The organism is Micromonospora sp. NPDC049662 (assembly GCF_040675055.1).
In the GTDB taxonomy this organism is placed as follows: Bacteria; Actinomycetota; Actinomycetes; order Mycobacteriales; family Micromonosporaceae; genus Micromonospora.
In genome coordinates this window covers 51643-68346 of record NZ_JBFAOC010000024.1, presented here as the reverse complement: position 1 = coordinate 68346, position 16704 = coordinate 51643, and the positions used below count along the sequence as shown (strand labels likewise).

The window sequence follows — 16704 nt, the reverse complement described above, 5'->3', positions numbered from 1 at the left end:
GCCGTGGTTGCCGAGCGGACGATCAATCGTCCTCATCGAAATCCGTGTCGTCGACGAGGCCGCCCAGGAACGTCTCGAAATCGGGGGCGAGGACAGTGATCTGGTAATCCCACTCCTGGTCGACGTGCACGACTGTCGGCTCGCCCGTGGACCGGTAGTCGAGGGCGATCATGTCGTGGCCCGCTGAGGGGCAGTCGGCGATGTAGATACCAATGTCGGGGTAGCCCCACTCGGCTATCCAGAACGCGCTCCCGAGCTCGCCGCACAGGCTGAAGGGCGCGGTCCGGCCGATCGCCGCCAGGGTGTCCACCGCGACGTAGTTCGCCGACCAGGAGGTTCGGCTGGGCGAGGGGTAGGCGTCACGAGCCAACAATCCGCCGTTGTGTCGCCGGGCCAGGTCGACGTACGCGGCGGGTAGCTTGCGGCCGAGCTGTGCCTCCACCTGCCGTAGAACCTCGTCGGTGAGCGGACTTTCCAGCGGATCGGAGGCGTCGAAGATGATCGTGGGATCGAGCACGCGCTGACGGTAGTCGCTGAACGTCGGTTGCCGGAACGCCCCGGGGCTCCATTGTCTGAACGCTGTTCGTGTTGAGGATTCACTCCTGCCGCGACTGCGCGGACCCGGCGGGTGCGCTGCCCCGACGCTTCCTCGGCTGGCTCAGGTGAGCATCCTGCTGTTAGGTTCGCGAACGTGACGGTGCAGATCACCGCTGGGCGTTTCCACGAGGCTGACGGTGTAGAAGACTGGCGTTGTCTCTACCACCTGGTTTCGGCCTACTTCCGGACTGGCTCGCTGTCGGCGGGGATCGCGTTCGTCGACGAGATCGGCCGGCTCGCCGGCCGCGACGAGCAGGAGCATCTCAACCTGGATCTGCGCCACGCGGGCGTCACCGTGTCGCTGTCGCGGCGTGACATCTCATTGGCGCGACGGATATCGGCCGCTGCGCGGGCGCTGGGCATCCCCGCCGATCCCACGGCGGTGCAGCTCCTCAACATCACCCTCGATGCCCTGGTGAAGTCGGACGTGCTGCCGTTCTGGCAGGCGCTGCTGGGATACCGGCAGATCGGTGACGACTACCTGGCCGATCCGGCGCGACGGGGGCCCGGATTCGGGCTGCAACCCATGGAGACGGCGCGACCGCAACGCAACCGGATGCATGTCGACATCGCCGTCCCGCACGATCAAGCGAAGGACCGCGTCGCCGCCGCCCTGGCCGCCGGCGGGCGCGTCGTCTCCGACGCACACGCGCCGAAGTGGTGGGTGCTGGCCGACCCCGAGGGTAATGAGGCATGCGTCGCGACCTGGGTTGGACGCGAGTAGCGGGCCAGCCAGAGCGCGACCCGCAGATGGGCCCGAAGCTGCTGATCTTTTGGGAACCCGAACGCGGGCTCGTGAACGAACTGCGCAAGGAATTGGGCGAAGAGCGCTCCCTCGCTTTGGCTGCCCGCCGTGGCGATGGTGCTGTTGAGCGGTATTCCTCAGAGGTATGAATATGACTGTGCGGTATACCGCTTACCGCCGCATCCGCCTCCACGCAGGTGGCTGAGGGTCACGCCCGGCCACCGGCCACCGGCCGCGCGCGGCGGCGCGGTCCAGCCCGCAACGGGCGAGATGGGCACGAACTGCCTCTCGCCCCGACTGACCGGGCGTCACACCCGGCTCAGACCGAGCGCCTCGTCCACCCGGTCCAGCACCCCCACGTCGTCGTGGCCGACGCCGCGCAGCAGGTCGATGGCGGTCGCCCGGATCTGTCCGACGATCATGGTGACGGGCAGCGGCGGATCGGACCGCAGCAGGCCCGCGGCGATCCGGACCGCTTCCAGGGCCGCCGCGTCGGCCCGGTGCGCGTGCCGGTCGGCGTCGGCGCCGCTGAGGTCGCTGGCCAGAGCCTCCCCGGCCGACCGTACGGCGGCGGTCAGCGCGCCGATCGCGGCGGCCAGCTCCGGCGGTGTGGCGGTGTGCCGGCGGGTCAGGGTCACGCCGGCCCGCGCCAGCACCCGGATGTTGCGCGCGGCGTAGTCGAGCTGCCGCAGCGTCGCCTCCACGTCGACGAGCTTGCCCAGGTGCCGGCGGCGCAGTCCCAGCCGCAGCGTCTCACCGGTGGCGAGCACGGCGGTCTGTAGCTGGGCGACGCAGTCGTCCACCTGCCGAGCCTGGTCCAGCGCGGCGCGCGCGGCATCCTCGTCGCACTCCCGCAGCGCGGTGTTCACCTCGTCGAGCAGGTCGGCCAGGTCGGTGTAGCTGCGCCGCGCCTGCGCCACGAGCGGGGCCAACGGGTCGCGGGCGGCCATCAGCTGGCTGGCGGCCAACGCGACCGCGCCGCCGATGAGCGCGTCGACGAAGCGGAACGGCATCAGCGTGCCGTGCGGCGCGGCGACCACGACCAGGTACATGGCCGACACGGTGGCCTGCACGACCAGGGCACGGCGGGCTCCGATCAGCACCAGCGTCGTGGTGGTCAGCAGCAGCACCAGCAGGACCGTGCCGGTACCGGGGCCGAGCGCGTACACGAGCAGCTCCGCGACGAGCACGGCGGCGGCCACCGCGAGCAGCATTTCGACGGTCTGCCGTAGCCGTCGCCCGCGGGACTCACCGAGCACGACGAGCGCGGCGGTCGGCGCATAGAACGGGTCCGGGTGACGGATCACCACCGCCGCCACGATCCAGGCGACCACCGCGGCGGCGGTCAGCTCGACCACCGTCATCCCGTCGTCCCGTAACCGCGCTACGGCGTCGCGCCCCCACGTCCGCACCGGTGCTGCCCCTCTCGCCGGCGCACCGGATCCGGCCGCCTATTGATCTTCCGCGAGGACCGGGACTACCCCGCCTGTGAGCTGCTCAATCGTTGGGTGGCGGGCGGCACGCGGGACGAGAGGCCGATGGCAGGTCATCGTGGGCGGCCGCTTCACTGCATGGCGGTGAGCGGAGGATGATCGAATGACACGGGGCAGCGGAAGGTGTACAGCGAGTAGCCGCGCCCGATCTGCACGCCGACGATGTCGGGGGACGCGGTCGGGTCGTCCTCGGACGGGCGCCAGCTGCAATGCATCCCGTTCCAGTCGCCCGAATCCACGGTGAACATCAAGGTCATCGCGGTGCCGCAGGCGACACAGTCCATCGGGTACGGATCGGTCAGAGACCAGTTCGCGAACCCGCCGACCTTCCATCCCGGCGCCAGCGACAGGTCGCTCTGATAACGGGGACGGCTCTCGTCCTCGTCGTCATCCCACTCGTCGAGCCGGTCGCGTAGGTCAGCAGGGAGCAGATCGGCGTACTGGTACTCGTGGACCTGCTCGGGGTGCAGCACGCACGGGATCGGCAGGTACATGTCGCTGATCACCGGCGGCTCGGGAGGTGCTTCGAGCAGGGGGCCGACGGTGGAACTGTCTCGCCAGCGGAGGAAGACGCGAGGGCTGTAGTGCCGGTCCGAGTGGTCGACGGGGCACCACAGCACCTGGAGCAGGTCGGTGTCGTCCGGACCGGCGTAATCCGGGATGTCTCGTCGGTAGAGCTGCGCGACGGGGACCAACGGGATGGGATCCTCGATCAGGCCGTCCAGTTCCAGGGCGTCGGCGGCGTCGAGTTCCGCCCGCTCCTTGACGGTCAAGAAGTCCCCACCCGGCACCGGATCCCGGGCTTCTGCGGTCGCGAGGATCTGCCGCCTGCGGCGCAGGGCAGCCGGGGTCGTAAGGTTCCACGGCTCGTGCGCCCCGGCGTCGTCGCAGACCGGCCACACCTCGTGGGCCGGCCACAGCAGCGGTCCACCGACCGAGCTGTCCCTGACGGTCGGAGCGCCGGGTCGGGGATGCAGGCGGGTGGCCGTGGTGGAATGTTCCCGTAGCTCGGGAAATACCGCGGTGATATCCAGCGGACGCGGAGGCGTGGTGCGGGCCATATCGGTGGATCTTATGACCCGCGTACCGGTCCTGATACCCCGGATCGCTGGCACCAGCCGGCGTCTGCGACGGCGCCCCGGCTGTCGGAGTAGCTGATTCTCCGGCGGTGATTCGGCTCCGACCGGTCAGGCCGTACCCTGGCGGTTGACTCGGCCCTCGTGGGCCGCCTTCGACCGGCCATGGTCGCGCTCGATGCCCGCTGATCCGGTAGCGGTGCGCTCGTGCCGCTGATCAGGCGAGTGCTCGACCGTCGCCCCCTGCCGGCCCCGTGCGCCGTTGCCCGGGTGCCGGCGGCCCCGCGCCGACTCGCCGCCGCTGTCGTGCTTGTTGCGCTGTTGGCTGCCCATGCCAGGTCGGGCACCCGGTGCCTGGGCACTCATGCTTTCGGGCGGGACGGCTCCGGCGCAGTTCCGCAAGATGCTGCCCTGGCCGTGAGGCTGGCCAGGCCAGCTCGGATTGTGCAGGTCAGAGGCCGGTTGGACACAAGCCCGCAGGTCTGCTCCCGGTGCCGTTCCGAATTTGCTCCCTGTTGCGCCCATCCGTCTCGCGATCGGCCTCGAATGCCTCATGACAACAGCAGTGAAGTACAAGCATTTGAGGAGTTCGTATGAAGCGTCGCCTGTTCGCCTCCATTGGCGTGATCGCTGTGCTGGCCCTGTCCGCCTGCGGCGGTACCGACAGCGGGGACAGCGCCAGCGGCGCGCCGAGCATGTCGGCCAGCGCGCCGATGGCATCGGCTTCGCCCTCGACGATGATGTCCGGTCAGTTCGGCTCGGGGTGCGCTGCCGTGCCGACCGATGCGTCCAACCCCGGTAGTTTCGAGGCGATGGCGAAGGTGCCGGTGGCCACGGCCGCGTCCGGCAACCCGCTGCTGTCGACGCTGGTGACGGCCGTGAAGAAGGCCAACCTGGTGGACTCGCTCAACGGCGCGCAGGGCGTCACGGTGTTCGCGCCGACCGACGATGCGTTCGCCAAGATCCCGAAGGCGGACCTGGACAAGGTCTTGGCCGATGACGCCCTGCTGAAGAAGATCCTGACCTACCACGTGGTGACGACCCAGCTGTCGCCGGACACCCTGGCGGGCACCCACAAGACGTTGCAGGGCGGCGACCTCGAGGTGACCGGCAGCGGCTCGTCGTTTACCGTCAACGGCACCTCGATGGTGGTCTGCGGGAACGTCTCGACGGCCAACGCCACCGTCTACATCGTTGACACCGTTCTGATGCCCAAGAGCTGATGGCGGCGACCGACATCGAGCCCCGGCCGGCGACTCGTCGGCCGGGGCCGACCCTCCGCATGACCGCCGTCCGCGGCGCGGTCGTCGGCCTGCTGACCGCCGGAGTGACCCTGGCCGTGGCGCATCTCCTCGCGGCACTGGTTGCCCCGGCCGCCGATCCGGTGCTGGCAGTCGGCGGCGTCGCCATCGACCTGGCACCGCAGGGCGTCAAGGCGTTCGCCATCCGCACCTTCGGCGCGAACGACAAGATCGCGCTCCTCGTCGGCGTCTACGCGCTGCTGGCCCTGGCCGCGGTTCTGCTCGGCGCGGCGGCGCTTCGACGACGACGCTACGGTCTGGCTGGTCTCGCCGTGTTCGCCGCTGTCGGTGTCGCGGCCGTCCTGTCCCGCCCGGGGGCGACACCCCTGGACGTCCTGCCGGTCCTGACGGGCGTCGGCGTCGGATCGGCCGCGATGTTGCTGTTGGCGCGCGCCGGTCGAACGGTAACGGCCATCGCGCCGAGCCGGCCGAGGCTGCTCAACCGCCGTCAGTTCCTGGCCACGACAGCGGGGACCGCGCTGACCGCCGGTGCCACGGCCGCCGTTGGCCAGGCCGTCGGTCGCGGCAGTGCGGTTGGCGCCCGTTCCCGCGCCGCCGTTCGCATTCCGCCGCCGGTACGACCGGCACCGCCGCTACCCGGCGGTGTCTCCGTCGGTGTCGACGGGGTTTCGGCGTTCCTCACCCGCAACCGGGACTTCTACCGTGTCGACACGGCACTCACCGTCCCGCAGGTCGATGTGAAGACCTGGCGGTTGACCCTGGACGGGGCAGTCGACCGTCCTCGTACCTGGAAATTCGAGGATCTTCTCGCCCGTGGCCTCGTCGAGCGTGACATCACCCTGAACTGTGTCTCGAACGAGGTCGGCGGTCCCTACATCGGCACCGCCCGCTGGACGGGGGTTCCCCTTGCACCGCTGCTTCGCGAGGCGGGCCTCCACGCCGGGCAGAACCAGCTTGTCAGCCGCTCGGTGGAGGGCATGACCATCGGCACTCCGCTCGCGGCGATCCTCGACGGGCGCGACGCGCTCCTGGCCGTGGCCATGAACGGTGAACCCCTGCCCCTGGAACACGGTTTCCCTGTCCGCATGCTCGTTCCCGGCCTCTACGGCTACGTGGGGGCCTGCAAGTGGCTCACCTCGATGAAGGTGACCACCTTCGACGCGTTCGACCCCTACTGGGCGCAGCGCGGGTGGGCCGCCGACGCGCCCGTCAAGACCGCATCGCGCATCGACACTCCGAGACCTTTCGCGCAACGTCGCGCCGGGCCTGTCATCATCGCCGGTGTCGCGTGGGCGCAACGGCGTGGAATCGTGGCCGTCGAGATTCAGGTCGACGACGGGCCGTGGCGGCAGGCCCGCCTCGCCGATGGACCATCGCCGGACCTGTGGCGGCAGTGGACCTACCGCTGGGACGCCACCCCGGGCAGCCACACCCTGCGCGTACGGGCCACCGATGCGACAGGTGCGACCCAGACCGACCAACGGGCTGCGCCCTTCCCCGACGGCGCGACCGGCTGGCACAGCACCACCGTCACGATCACCTGACCTGGTGCTTGCCGTGATTCCGGCCAGGAACGAGTACGCGGCGGCAGACTGCACGGCCGCCTGCACAGGAGAGGACATGCCGAGGATGAGCGGCGACCCGGAACACGCGCGGCGGTTACGTTCGGTGCCGCCGGATACCGCGACGCCACCGAGCCCCGACGAGCTGCTGGCGCGGGTGGCACGCGGTGACGAGGCGGCGTTCGCGGCGCTGTACGACACCATGGCCGGCCGCGTCCTCGGGCTGGCCCGCCGCGTCGTGCGCGACCCGGCGCAGGCGGAGGAGGTGACGCAGGAGGTGCTGGTCGAGGTGTGGCGCACCGCCGGCCGATTCGAGGCCGGTCGTGGCTCGGCCTCCGCCTGGGTCCTGACGATGGCGCACCGGCGGGCGGTGGACCGGGTGCGCTCCGAGCAGGCCCACACCGACCGCGCCCAGCGGGTCGCCGCGACCGAGACGCACGTCCCCTACGACGAGGTCGTCGAGGACGTCACCGCCCGGTTGGAGCGCGAACAGGTCCGTCGCTGTCTGGGCCGGCTGACACCGGTCCAGCGGGAGGCGGTGACCCTGGCCTACTACGGCGGCCACACCTACCGTGAGGTCGCCGAAAAGCTGAAGACACCGCTGCCGACGGTGAAGACGCGGATGCGCGACGGACTGATCCGGATGCGTGACTGCCTGGGCATCGACATGGAGGGACGGGCATGAGCGCCGACATCCACACCCTCGCCGGCGCGTACGCCCTGAACGCGGTCGACGACCTCGACAGGGCGGCGTTCGAGCGGCACCTGGCCGACTGCGAGTCGTGCCGACAGGAGGTGACCGAGCTACGGGAGACGGTCGCCCGGCTCGCCGACGACACCGTCGTCGAGGCCCTGCCCCAGGGGTTGCGGGAGCGCACCCTCGTCCAGGCGGCGCGCACCCCGCAGGTGCGCTCCGCAGCCGCCGGGGACAGCGCCACACGGCAGGCAGGCAGGTGGCGACGCCTTACGATGGCCGCCGCGGTGGCCGTCCTCGTGGCCGGCGGCGCGAGCGCGGCCACCTGGGCCGTGACCAACGATCGGGTCAGCGACGAGCGGGCCAGCAGCGAGCAGGCGCGGCAGATCGCCGCCGTCCTGGACGCCCCGGACGCCCGGGTGTTCGAGCGGTCTCTCCAGCCCGGTGGCGCCGCGACCGTGGTGGTCTCCCGCAGCCGGGACCGCGGGGTGGTGCTGCTGCGCGACCTGCCCGAGCCCGGCCCCGGGCGGATCTACGAGCTGTGGCTCATCCGTGGCAGCGAGCCCCGCAAGGTGGGACGGCTGGCAGAGGGAGTCAGGGAGTCGACCACGGTCATCGGCCCGGTTGCCGAGGCGGGAACGTTCGGCGTCTCCAACGAACCGGTGGGCGGTTCCGTCGCCCCCACGCGAATCGTGGGCACGGTCGCGCTGAGCTGAGCACCGGCGCCAGGAGAGATCGCTGCTCCGCCGTACCGCCACGGGCGCGAGGCGTCAGCGGAAAGCGTCGATGTTGCGCTTCGCCCAGGCGGCGAAGGGGCGTGGGGATCGGCCCAGGATCTCGGCGATGTCCGGGCTGATCCGCTGTTCGGCTTCGGTGGGCGTGCCGAGGATCGCCAGCGTGCCCTCGACCACCGGTGGCGGCATGAAGCGCAGCATCTGCTCACGGGCTTCGTTCGGCGTCTGGTCCACGAAGCCGATCGGCTCGCCGAGCGCGGCGGCGAGGTCGGCGACCCGTTCGCGAGGCGTGCTCAGAGCCGGGCCGGTCAGTTCGTAGGTGCGGCCGACGTGCGAGCTGTCGAGCAGGGCTGCGGCCGCCACTTCGGCGATGTCGGCCGGGTCGACCAAGGGTAGACCGACGTCGCCGAACGGCGCGGCCACCATCCGCGTACTCCGCACCGGTTCCGCCCAGGCGAATGCGTTGGAGGCGAAGCCGCCAGGGCGCAGTATCGTCCAGCCGAGGTCGGATCGGCCGATCAGGTCCTCAATGGCGTGCAGGGGTGCGTGTGACGGCGAGTCGGGCCGTGTGACGACCGCCTGCGAGGACTGCAGCACGATGCGCTTCACGCCACCGGCCGCGGCGACCCGCAGGATCTCGCGCATGTCGAGATGGGCTCCGGCGCCCTCGACGAGGAGGTACAGCGCGTCGGCGCCGGCGAGCGCCGGGCTCAGACTTTCCGGCCGTTCCAGGTCCGCGTGATGGTGACGGACCCCGTCTGGCAGGGCGATCGGGCGTCGTCCCCGGGATACCGCCGTCACCCCACCGCCCGAGGCCGCGAGGATTGACGTGAGCGTACTGCCGACGTTTCCGGTGGCTCCAACCACGACAAACATGTCTGTGTCTCCAGTTCGACCGCGTCGTTCGCGCGGTTGCCGGAAACGCTAGTAGCGCCGATATAGTAGGTACCTAGAGGATAGTAATGGATATGTGACGGAGGGCACATGCAGCGCTCGACGGATCCCGAGTTGGCATGTCCGGTCGCGCCGGTCGTGGACATCGTGTTCAGCCGGTGGACCACGCCAATCCTGTGGGCTTTGCACGAATACGGTCGGCAGCGCTTCGTGGAGTTGGAGCGCCGACTGACGAGCATCACGCCCAAAGTGCTCACGCAGCGGCTCCGCCAACTCGAACGCGACGGACTCGTGACGCGCACCTACCACGCCGAGGTGCCGCCGCGAGTCGAGTACCAGATCACCGAGTTGGGCGCCAGTCTCGGCCCGATCTTCGCCCACCTGGCCACGTGGGCCGACGCCAGCCTCCCAGAGGTGGAACGCGCGCGGGATGCCTACGACGCCGGGCGATGAGGACCATCCACAACGCGGAAGCAGAACCTCACCGTGATGGGCGGGCCGACGAGCTGGCGCGGTCAGCTTGTCGAAGATGCGCTGCGGGTCACCGGATCTCGTTGCCGGGGTGGTCGCTGTCGTACGCCTGACGGGCTTCGGCGATGACGTCGCGGTGTGCCAGCGACCAGTCGGCGAGGGCCTTGACGAGATGGGTGAGGCTGGTGCCGGTTTCGGTGAGGCGGTAGTCGACCTGGGCGGGCACGCTCGGGTAAACGGTCCGAAGGACGAGGCCGTCTCGTTCCAGGCGGCGCACCGTGAGGGTCAGCATGCGCTGGGAGATCCCATGGATGGCGCGCTGGAGTTGGCGGAAGCGTCGCGGCCCGGCGGCGAGTTCGACGATCACGAGTACGGACCACTTGTCGCCCACCCGGTCAAGAACGTCTCGGATGCCGCAGTCCGGGTGTTCCGGCTGTCCGCACGGTTCGAGCTCGGCGGCTTCCGCGGTTACCTCGGTGTGCGCTGGTGACACGAGACTGCCTCCTTGTGGCCCGCCGGGCGTGGGTCCAGGCTGCCCGGTAGTTACTGAAGAGAACCACGGCAGGAGACCGAGCCGCAATGATCATGGTTACCGGCGCCAACGGGCAGCTCGCCTCGCGCACCCTCGCAGAGCTGGCCCAGCGAGGGACACCCGCCCTGGCGGCAAGTCGCACTCCCACTGGCGCACAGCGCCACCTCGACTTCGACGATCCCGCGACCCTCGACCTCACCGGGGTTTCGACCCTGGTCCTGATCTCGGCCGGGTACGCCGAGGACGACACAGTCATCGCGCGTCACCGAGCCCTCCTCGACGCCGCCCGGCGCGACGGAGTGGCGCACGTGACGTACACCAGCCTGACCAGCGCCGGGGACCATCTCGGGTTCGCGCTGGCCCACCGGGCTACCGAGCACCTGATCACGACCAGCGGGCTCGCCTGGACGATCCTGCGGAACGGGCTGTACGCCGAACTCTTCGGCGCCCTGCTCACGTGGACGCCCGACGGCCTGGAGTCGGCGTTCGGGACCGGCGCGCTCGCCGCGGTGGCGCGGGCCGACCTGGCCGCTGCCGCAGCCGTCGTCGCCAGCGAGCCCAGCGCCCACGCCGGAAAGGTGTACGACCTGGTCGGAACCCCGATCACCGCCGGCGACATCGCCGATCGTCTCGGCGTCGCGCACCGCACGATCGATCTTGGCGAGTACCGCGCCCGCCTGCTCGGCAACGCCATCCTGCTGCCGTACCAGCCGCCGATGCTCGCCTCGATCGCCAGCAGTGTCCGCCACGGGTTTCTCCACCACACCGGTCCTGACCTCGGGCGCCTGCTGGATCGACCGCTCACGGATCCCCTCGCCGCCGCCGCCGATGTCACAGCCGCCGCGCGTTGACAGAACCTGCTCCGCCCGGTCCTGAGGCTCGACAGCTGCCAGGACGGCGGCGATCAGGTCCCGACCGTAGAAGCTCAGTGCTCCGCCGCTCGCGGGCGAGGGGTCCGGGGCGACGCTGCGCCCCGGACCCCTGCGGCCTGCTAACGGAGTGGGACTCTCAGGTCATCCGCAGCGTTGACCGTTGAGGGTGAAGGCGGTCGGGGCCGGGTTGGTGCCGCTCCACGTCCCGTTGAAGCCGATGCTCGTGGACGCGCCGACGGCGAGTTTGCCGTTCCAGCTCATGCTGTCCGCGGTGACGCTGGTGCCGTTCTGTTTCCAGGTGGCCGACCAGCCCTGGCTGACCTTCTGGCCGGCGGTGGGGAAGTCGAAGCCGAGTTTCCACCCCTCGATCGCGGTGGTCCCGGTGTTCTTGATCGTCACGGTCGCGGTGAAGCCGCCCGGCCAACTGTTCGCGGTGTAGCCGACCGCGCAACGGGCGGCGGGCGCGGTGGGCGCGGTCCGCACGGTCAGGCCGGGCGAGGCCGCCGAGACGTTCCCCGCCGCGTCGCGGGCGGTCACCACGAAGGTGTACGGGGTGTCCGGCGTCAGCCCGGTCACGGTGTACGTGGTGCCGGTGGCGCTGCCGACCTTCACCGTGCCGGTGGTGTCGACCCGGTGCACGTCGTAGCCGGTGACGGCGGTGTCGTCGGTGGACGGCGTCCAGGCCAGCGCGATGCTGTCGCTGGTGACCGTGCCGGCGGTCGGCCTGCCCGGGGCGGTCGGCGCCTGGGTGTCGCCGGGCGCGGTGGCGCGCGGCAGCACCAGGTGGGTGATCGAGTTGGCCGGGAAGGTGGTCGTGAGGCCACCGGCGGTCACCGGCTGGTCGGCCTCCCGGACGACGCCGGCCAGGTTGGCCCCGCTGTACCGGTAGACCTGGGCGGTGCTCGCGGAGACGCCGGTGAGGGCGACCGGGCTGGTCAGGTCGTCGCCGGTCTTGTTGACGACGACCACGGTGAGCGCCTTGTCCGCGCTGCGCTCGGCGGCGTACACGGCCAGTTTGCCCTGGTCGGCGCTGGTCGCCTGGACGGAGGTGTCACCGAACGCACCGCCGGAGCCGTCGTAGTTGCGGTAGATGCGGAAGGCGTTGGCCACCGGCTGGTCGGTCGTCGGTGCGGTCCAGAGGGTCGCCAGGTCGAGCCCTTCGCGGCCGAAGATGCCGAGGACGTCGGCCTGGGCGAGAGCGCCGTTGAGCGACCCGTAGCCGCCCCAGTTGTATTCGGTCATCGCGATCTTCGTGCCCGGGTAGTGCTGGTCGACCAGCTCGCGCAGGCGCGGGATGTACCGGACCGGCTGGTTGATCCAGCTCTCGTCCACGTAGGTCGGGTCCCAGAGTTGGCGGGTCGAGCGCAGTCGCAGCGCCTGGGTGTTGGCGTCGCCGGCCGCGTCGCCGAGCACGCCGGACTGCTGCGGGTAGAGGTGGACGTCGAAGTAGTCGAGGATGCGGGTGCCGTGCTGCTGCTCGTACTCGCGCATCCGGTCGAGGTACCACGGGCCGAGGTCCTGCCCGCCGTGCGCGGCCTTGTCCGGCGGGTTCGACCAGCAGCCGGTGCGCGAGCAGGTGTCCTGGTCGAGGCCCGAGTAAATGATCGAGTTCAGGCCCCAGCCGACGGGACCGAGCGTCTTCGCGCCGGGGTCGGCGGCCTTGATCGCGGCGGCGTACTCGTAGGTGCGGTCGCGTAGCTCGTCGTAGCCCAGCCCGGTCGGGCGGACGTCGCGGTGGGTGGAGTGCCACAGATCCGGCTCGTTGTCCAGGTTGTAGAACTGGACCCCTCCGTCGGCGGCGGCCCCGAACTGCTCCTTGAGGTGGTTGACGAAGTCGGTGGCGTACTCCGGGCCGACGGCGGTGCTGGTGTCCTCCGGATCGTTGCCGGTGATCAGTGACCCGTCCGGCTTCTTGCCGTTGCCGCAGTCCGGTGCCCAGGGATCGGTGGACTCCTGCGGGCCGTACTTGGCGACGCTGAAGCCACAGGCCCGCGTCCGGTCCTTGGCGATCCAGCCGAGCATCGGCATCGTCATGACCGTGGCGGCCCCGGTGGCCTTGTTCTGCCGCACGAACCGGTCGCTCTCCGAGCCCTTCGGGAGGTCCCCGGGACTCGGGTTGTCGTTGGGGATGTTCTCGAAGTACCAGTCCGCCGCGCGGTTGGTGGTGTCGGCGCGGAAGTTGTAACGGGTGGTGGCGTTGCCGCCGTAGCGGTGCACCGGCAGCCGCAGGTCGCGGGCGAGGGCCTCGTCCGCGAAGTTCATCCCGTAGATGTACGGGCTGATCTGGTGCCGGGCGGCGGTGGTGTCCACGGCCAGTGCCGGGCCGGCCGCGGCCAGGGCGGGCGCGGGCAGGGCCAGACCGCCGAGGGCCGCGGCGAGCACGACCGGAAGTAGAGCTGTGTGGGGACGCACGAGCATTCCTTTCGAATAGGAGCCCGTCGATGGGAGCGCTGCCACAGCGTTGCTCGTTCGCGCCTCCGAGTCAATTCGACGGCCGGGAGCGCCTTCGACGCCGAAGGGCTCCCGGCTGGGCTGGTGCTACTGCTCGCCGCCCACCAGGCTGGGCGAGTCACCCTCGCCCGACACCCTCGCGCTCACGAGCGAGGTGAGCACCGACAGCACCGCGGCGCCGGACGCGATGCCACCCGCTGCCGCCCAGTCCGCCTGCCACGCGTTGAACACCACGTCGGCCCCCCAGTAGAGGAGCAGACCCTGCGCGGCGCTCTTCACCGCCCGCTCGGCGGTGGCCTTCCAGAACTTCGTGGTGAACATGTCCGTACCTCCAGAGCCAGGTCCGTGGAATGGTCCATGAGCCAAGAATGCCTGGTCAGGAGGGGTGGATGCTCGTCGCGTTTCAGCTGTTGCCGGCGGCGGGGCTCGGTCAGAGCTCGCCACCGCCGGCGGGCGCCACCGGGACGGCCGCAACGGCCAGCTTGGCCCGGGGCCGGTCGGCGTCCGGATGGCGCAGCTCGTCGAAGATCGTCAGCGCCTCCCGCCATGCCCGGCGCGCGGCGTCGAGGTCACCGGCGGCCCGCAGACTGTCACCCAGGTTGTCCAGCACCTCCGCCTCGTCGTACCGGTCGCCGAGTTCGCGGTGCAGTGCCAGCGCCCGCCGGTAGCAGTCCGCGGCCTCGTCGTGGTCGCCGAGGCCGTGCCGGACGTACCCGAGGCTGTCCCAGGTCAGTGCCGCGCCGTGCCGGTCGCCGGTCTCCTCGTGCAGCCGCAGGGCCGCCTGGCAGCACTGCAACGCCGGCCCCGGCTCGCCGAGCCGGGCGTGCATCCAGCCCAGATTGTTGAGCGCCTTGGCCTGCCCGACCCGGTAGTCGGCGGCCCGGTAGAGGTCGAGGGCCAGCCGGGTCTCGTCCAGGGCCGACCGCAGCCGACCCTGCCGGGCGAGCACCCAGCTCACCCCGAGGTGCGTGTGCGCCCGTCCGGTGTCGTCGCCCAGCTCGCGGTACAGCTCCAGGTCGCGTCGGTAGTGCCGGTGCGCCGCCTCGTGATCGCCCGACCAGGTGCAGGCGATGGCGAGGCCGCGGTGCGCCAGGGCCTGACCGGCCAGGTCACCCCGACGCCGCGCCGCCGCCAGCGCGGTCCGCTGGGCGGCGGCGAGCTCCGGCCAGTGCCCGCTGCGATCGAGGTACGTGGTGAGGGCCGCCGCCAGCGTCCACGCGTGCCGGTCCAGGCCGGCGGCTGCCGCCTGTTCCACACACGCCAACAGGACGTGGTGCTCGGCGGCGAACCACGCCGACGCCCACCCGTGCTCCGGGCGGTCGCCCACGGTCACCCCCGTCGCCGGCGGCGGCAGCGCGGCCGGTCGCGCCAACCGGTACGGGTCGAGCAGGTGGTCCGCCGCGTGCGAGGCGTGCAGGTAGTGGTCGAACAGGCGGCGTCGGGCGGCCTCCCGCTCGACCGAGGGGTCGGTGTCGTGGCACAGCTCAGCGGCGTACGCGCGCAGCAGGTCGTGCATCGCGTACCGGCCGGCGGTGCGCTCGGTGAGCAGATTCGCGCGGGTGAGGTCGGCCAGCAGCGGACCGACCCGAGCCGGCGGCAGACCGGCGAGGCTGGCCACCGCCGTCCGTCCGGCGTCGGGGCCGGGGTGCAGCCCGAGCAGTCGGAACAACCGGGCCGAGTCGGCGTCCAGGGCCCGGTACGACCAGGAGAAGACCGCCCGCACGTCGGTCATCGGATCGCCGGTGGCCAGTGGGCTGAGCCGGTCCGGGCCGCTGTCCCGCAGTTCGGTCGCGAGCACCGCCAGCGGCACGTCCGGTTGCCCGACCGCGCGGGCCGCGACGACGGCCAGGGCCAACGGCAGGCCGGCGCAGCATCGGACGATCTCGTCCAACGCCGTCTCTTCCCGCCGGGCCCGGCCGCGACCGAGCCGAGCGAACAGCAGCTCCCGCGCCTCGGCCGGTGCGAGCAGGTCCAGCATCACCGGGTGGGCTCCGGCGTTGACCACCAGGCCGGTGAGCCGGTTACGGCTGGTCACCACGACCAGGCTGCCCGGGGATCCCGGCAACAGGGGCCGTACCTGCTCGTCGTCGCGGGCATTGTCGAGCAGCACCAGGACCCGGCGGTGGGCGAGCAGCGTCCGGAACAGGGCGGCCTGCCCGGCCAGGTCGGTGGGTACGCGCTGAGGCGGCACGTGCAGCGCCTCCAGGAAGCCGCGCAGCGCCTCGCCCGCTGACACGGCCCGACCGTCGAGGTCGAACCCGCGCAGGTTGACGTAGAGCTGCCCATCCGGGTAGCGGTGCGCGACCTGGTGGGCCCAGCGCACCGCGAGGGTGGTCTTGCCGACCCCGGCCGTGCCGGCGATCGCGGAGATGACCACCGCCCGGCCGAGATCGTCCTGGCCGCCGTCCCGGGCGGCCCGCGCCGCGTCGGCGGGCAGCAGTGCGTCCAGTTGGCGCAGCGCCGTGGCGCGGCCGGTGAACCAGGCGGGGTCGCCGGGGAGCTGCGCCGGAGTCGGACCGGCGGGCCCCGCGGGTGCGGGCTCGGCCGTCGTCTGCCCCCGCAGCACCCGCAGGTGGGCCTCGCGCAGCTCGGGGCCGGGATCGACGCCCAACTCGTCGACGAGACGGCGGCGGGTCTCGGCGTAGAGCCGCAGCGCGGCGGCCTGTTGGCCACAGCCGGCAAGGGCGAGCAGGTAACCGGCCACCAGCGGCTCCCGGAGCGGATGCTCGACCACCAGCGGGCGCAGGGTGTGCGCGGTGGCGGCGTACCGGCCGAGGCCGAGTTCCACGGCGGCGAGCCGCTCGTACGCGAGCAGCCGCTGCTCGTCCAGTCCGGCGGCGGCGGCGTCGACGAAGGCGCCGGCCGCGCCGGCCAGCGCCGGTCCCTGCCACAGCGCCAGGCCGTCCCGCAGCAGCCGCGCCGCCTCGGCCCGCCGACCGGCTGTCTCCTCGACGCGGGCCCGCTCGACCGCCACGCTGAACTCGGTGAGGTCCAGCTCGGTCCCGCCTACGGTGAGCCGGTAGCCGCCGCCCTGCGTCGCCAGCAGGTCGCCCGCGCCCGCCTCGCGCAGGGCCGCCCGGATCCGGGAGACGCAGACCTGCACCTGCGTCCGTGCGCTGGCCGGCGGGTCATCGGCCCAGAGCGCCGACACGACCTGCCCGAGAGGTACCAACCGGTCCGCGTTGAGGAGCAGCAGCGCGAGCACCGCGCGTTGCTGGGGGCGGTCGATGGGGAGGACGCGCCCGCCGGCGGTCACCTGGACGGGGCCGAGGACTGACCACCGCATGGCTTTCCTCGTCAGTCGTGATGGGACGACCACAG

Annotated in this window: 17 protein-coding genes; 8 read left to right on the top strand and 9 right to left on the bottom strand. The window is 71.5% G+C overall.

The window, feature by feature from the left end:
* Positions 1–22: 22 nt before the first annotated feature.
* A complete protein-coding gene (locus AB0J36_RS19475; protein WP_357123271.1) occupies positions 23–517 on the bottom strand; it encodes an SMI1/KNR4 family protein in 495 nt (164 codons plus the stop codon).
* 174 nt (positions 518–691) lie between these two features.
* On the opposite strand from AB0J36_RS19475, the gene AB0J36_RS19470 reads away from it, so the two are divergent.
* Positions 692–1321, top strand: coding sequence for a VOC family protein (locus AB0J36_RS19470; RefSeq protein ID WP_357171429.1), 630 nt, complete (start codon positions 692–694; stop codon positions 1319–1321).
* Between the two features lie 329 nt (positions 1322–1650).
* Here the strand turns inward: AB0J36_RS19470 and AB0J36_RS19465 are convergent, their stop codons facing one another.
* The 3 genes from AB0J36_RS19465 to AB0J36_RS19455 form a co-directional block, all read right to left on the bottom strand.
* Positions 1651–2706 (bottom strand): FUSC family protein, encoded by a 1056-nt coding sequence (locus AB0J36_RS19465; protein ID WP_363660948.1) that lies wholly within the window; start codon positions 2704–2706, stop codon positions 1651–1653.
* Positions 2707–2906: 200 nt separating this feature from the next.
* Positions 2907–3950 (bottom strand): hypothetical protein, encoded by a 1044-nt coding sequence (locus AB0J36_RS19460; RefSeq protein WP_357123280.1) that lies wholly within the window; start codon positions 3948–3950, stop codon positions 2907–2909.
* A 72-nt stretch (positions 3951–4022) separates the two neighbouring features.
* Entirely contained in the window at positions 4023–4244 is a 222-nt protein-coding gene (locus tag AB0J36_RS19455) for a hypothetical protein (RefSeq protein ID WP_357123283.1), read from the bottom strand.
* Positions 4245–4504: 260 nt separating this feature from the next.
* Between AB0J36_RS19455 and AB0J36_RS19450 the strand changes: the two genes are divergently transcribed.
* From AB0J36_RS19450 to AB0J36_RS19435, 4 genes are all read left to right on the top strand, one after another.
* Positions 4505–5134, top strand: a complete 630-nt coding sequence (locus AB0J36_RS19450) for a fasciclin domain-containing protein (protein ID WP_357123286.1) — start codon at positions 4505–4507, stop codon at positions 5132–5134.
* A 59-nt stretch (positions 5135–5193) separates the two neighbouring features.
* Positions 5194–6717, top strand: a complete 1524-nt coding sequence (locus AB0J36_RS19445; protein WP_363660947.1) for a molybdopterin-dependent oxidoreductase — start codon at positions 5194–5196, stop codon at positions 6715–6717.
* A 76-nt stretch (positions 6718–6793) separates the two neighbouring features.
* Entirely contained in the window at positions 6794–7420 is a 627-nt protein-coding gene (locus AB0J36_RS19440; protein WP_363660946.1) for a sigma-70 family RNA polymerase sigma factor, read from the top strand.
* Positions 7417–8145 (top strand): anti-sigma factor, encoded by a 729-nt coding sequence (locus tag AB0J36_RS19435; protein ID WP_363660945.1) that lies wholly within the window; start codon positions 7417–7419, stop codon positions 8143–8145. The genes AB0J36_RS19440 and AB0J36_RS19435 overlap by 4 nt, the downstream gene beginning before the upstream one ends.
* 54 nt (positions 8146–8199) lie before the next feature.
* On the opposite strand, the gene AB0J36_RS19430 is transcribed toward AB0J36_RS19435, so the two are convergent.
* On the bottom strand, positions 8200–9039 hold the full coding sequence (locus AB0J36_RS19430) for an NAD(P)H-binding protein (protein WP_363660944.1): 840 nt from the start codon (positions 9037–9039) through the stop codon (positions 8200–8202).
* Between the two features lie 108 nt (positions 9040–9147).
* Here AB0J36_RS19430 and AB0J36_RS19425 point away from each other — a divergent pair, with 108 nt between their 5' ends.
* Positions 9148–9510, top strand: coding sequence for a helix-turn-helix domain-containing protein (locus AB0J36_RS19425; protein WP_355052955.1), 363 nt, complete (start codon positions 9148–9150; stop codon positions 9508–9510).
* 88 nt (positions 9511–9598) lie between these two features.
* Here the strand turns inward: AB0J36_RS19425 and AB0J36_RS19420 are convergent, their stop codons facing one another.
* Positions 9599–9895: a helix-turn-helix domain-containing protein gene (locus AB0J36_RS19420; RefSeq protein WP_363660960.1), complete on the bottom strand. Its 297-nt coding sequence runs from the start codon at positions 9893–9895 to the stop codon at positions 9599–9601.
* Between AB0J36_RS19420 and AB0J36_RS19415 the strand changes: the two genes are divergently transcribed.
* Positions 9836–10018 carry a hypothetical protein gene (locus AB0J36_RS19415; protein WP_357123425.1) on the top strand — a complete coding sequence of 61 codons (183 nt, stop codon included), beginning with the start codon at positions 9836–9838 and terminating at the stop codon, positions 10016–10018. The two genes, AB0J36_RS19420 and AB0J36_RS19415, sit on opposite strands and share 60 nt — an antisense overlap.
* Before the next feature lie 89 nt (positions 10019–10107).
* Positions 10108–10911: an NAD(P)H-binding protein gene (locus AB0J36_RS19410; RefSeq protein WP_363660943.1), complete on the top strand. Its 804-nt coding sequence runs from the start codon at positions 10108–10110 to the stop codon at positions 10909–10911.
* A 162-nt stretch (positions 10912–11073) separates the two neighbouring features.
* On the opposite strand, the gene AB0J36_RS19405 is transcribed toward AB0J36_RS19410, so the two are convergent.
* From AB0J36_RS19405 to AB0J36_RS19395, 3 genes are all read right to left on the bottom strand, one after another.
* Positions 11074–13350 (bottom strand): glycoside hydrolase family 44 protein, encoded by a 2277-nt coding sequence (locus AB0J36_RS19405; protein WP_363660942.1) that lies wholly within the window; start codon positions 13348–13350, stop codon positions 11074–11076.
* 120 nt (positions 13351–13470) lie between these two features.
* Positions 13471–13704: a holin gene (locus AB0J36_RS19400; RefSeq protein WP_355052950.1), complete on the bottom strand. Its 234-nt coding sequence runs from the start codon at positions 13702–13704 to the stop codon at positions 13471–13473.
* 109 nt (positions 13705–13813) lie between these two features.
* Positions 13814–16669 (bottom strand): BTAD domain-containing putative transcriptional regulator, encoded by a 2856-nt coding sequence (locus tag AB0J36_RS19395; RefSeq protein WP_363660941.1) that lies wholly within the window; start codon positions 16667–16669, stop codon positions 13814–13816.
* Positions 16670–16704: the final 35 nt, after the last annotated feature.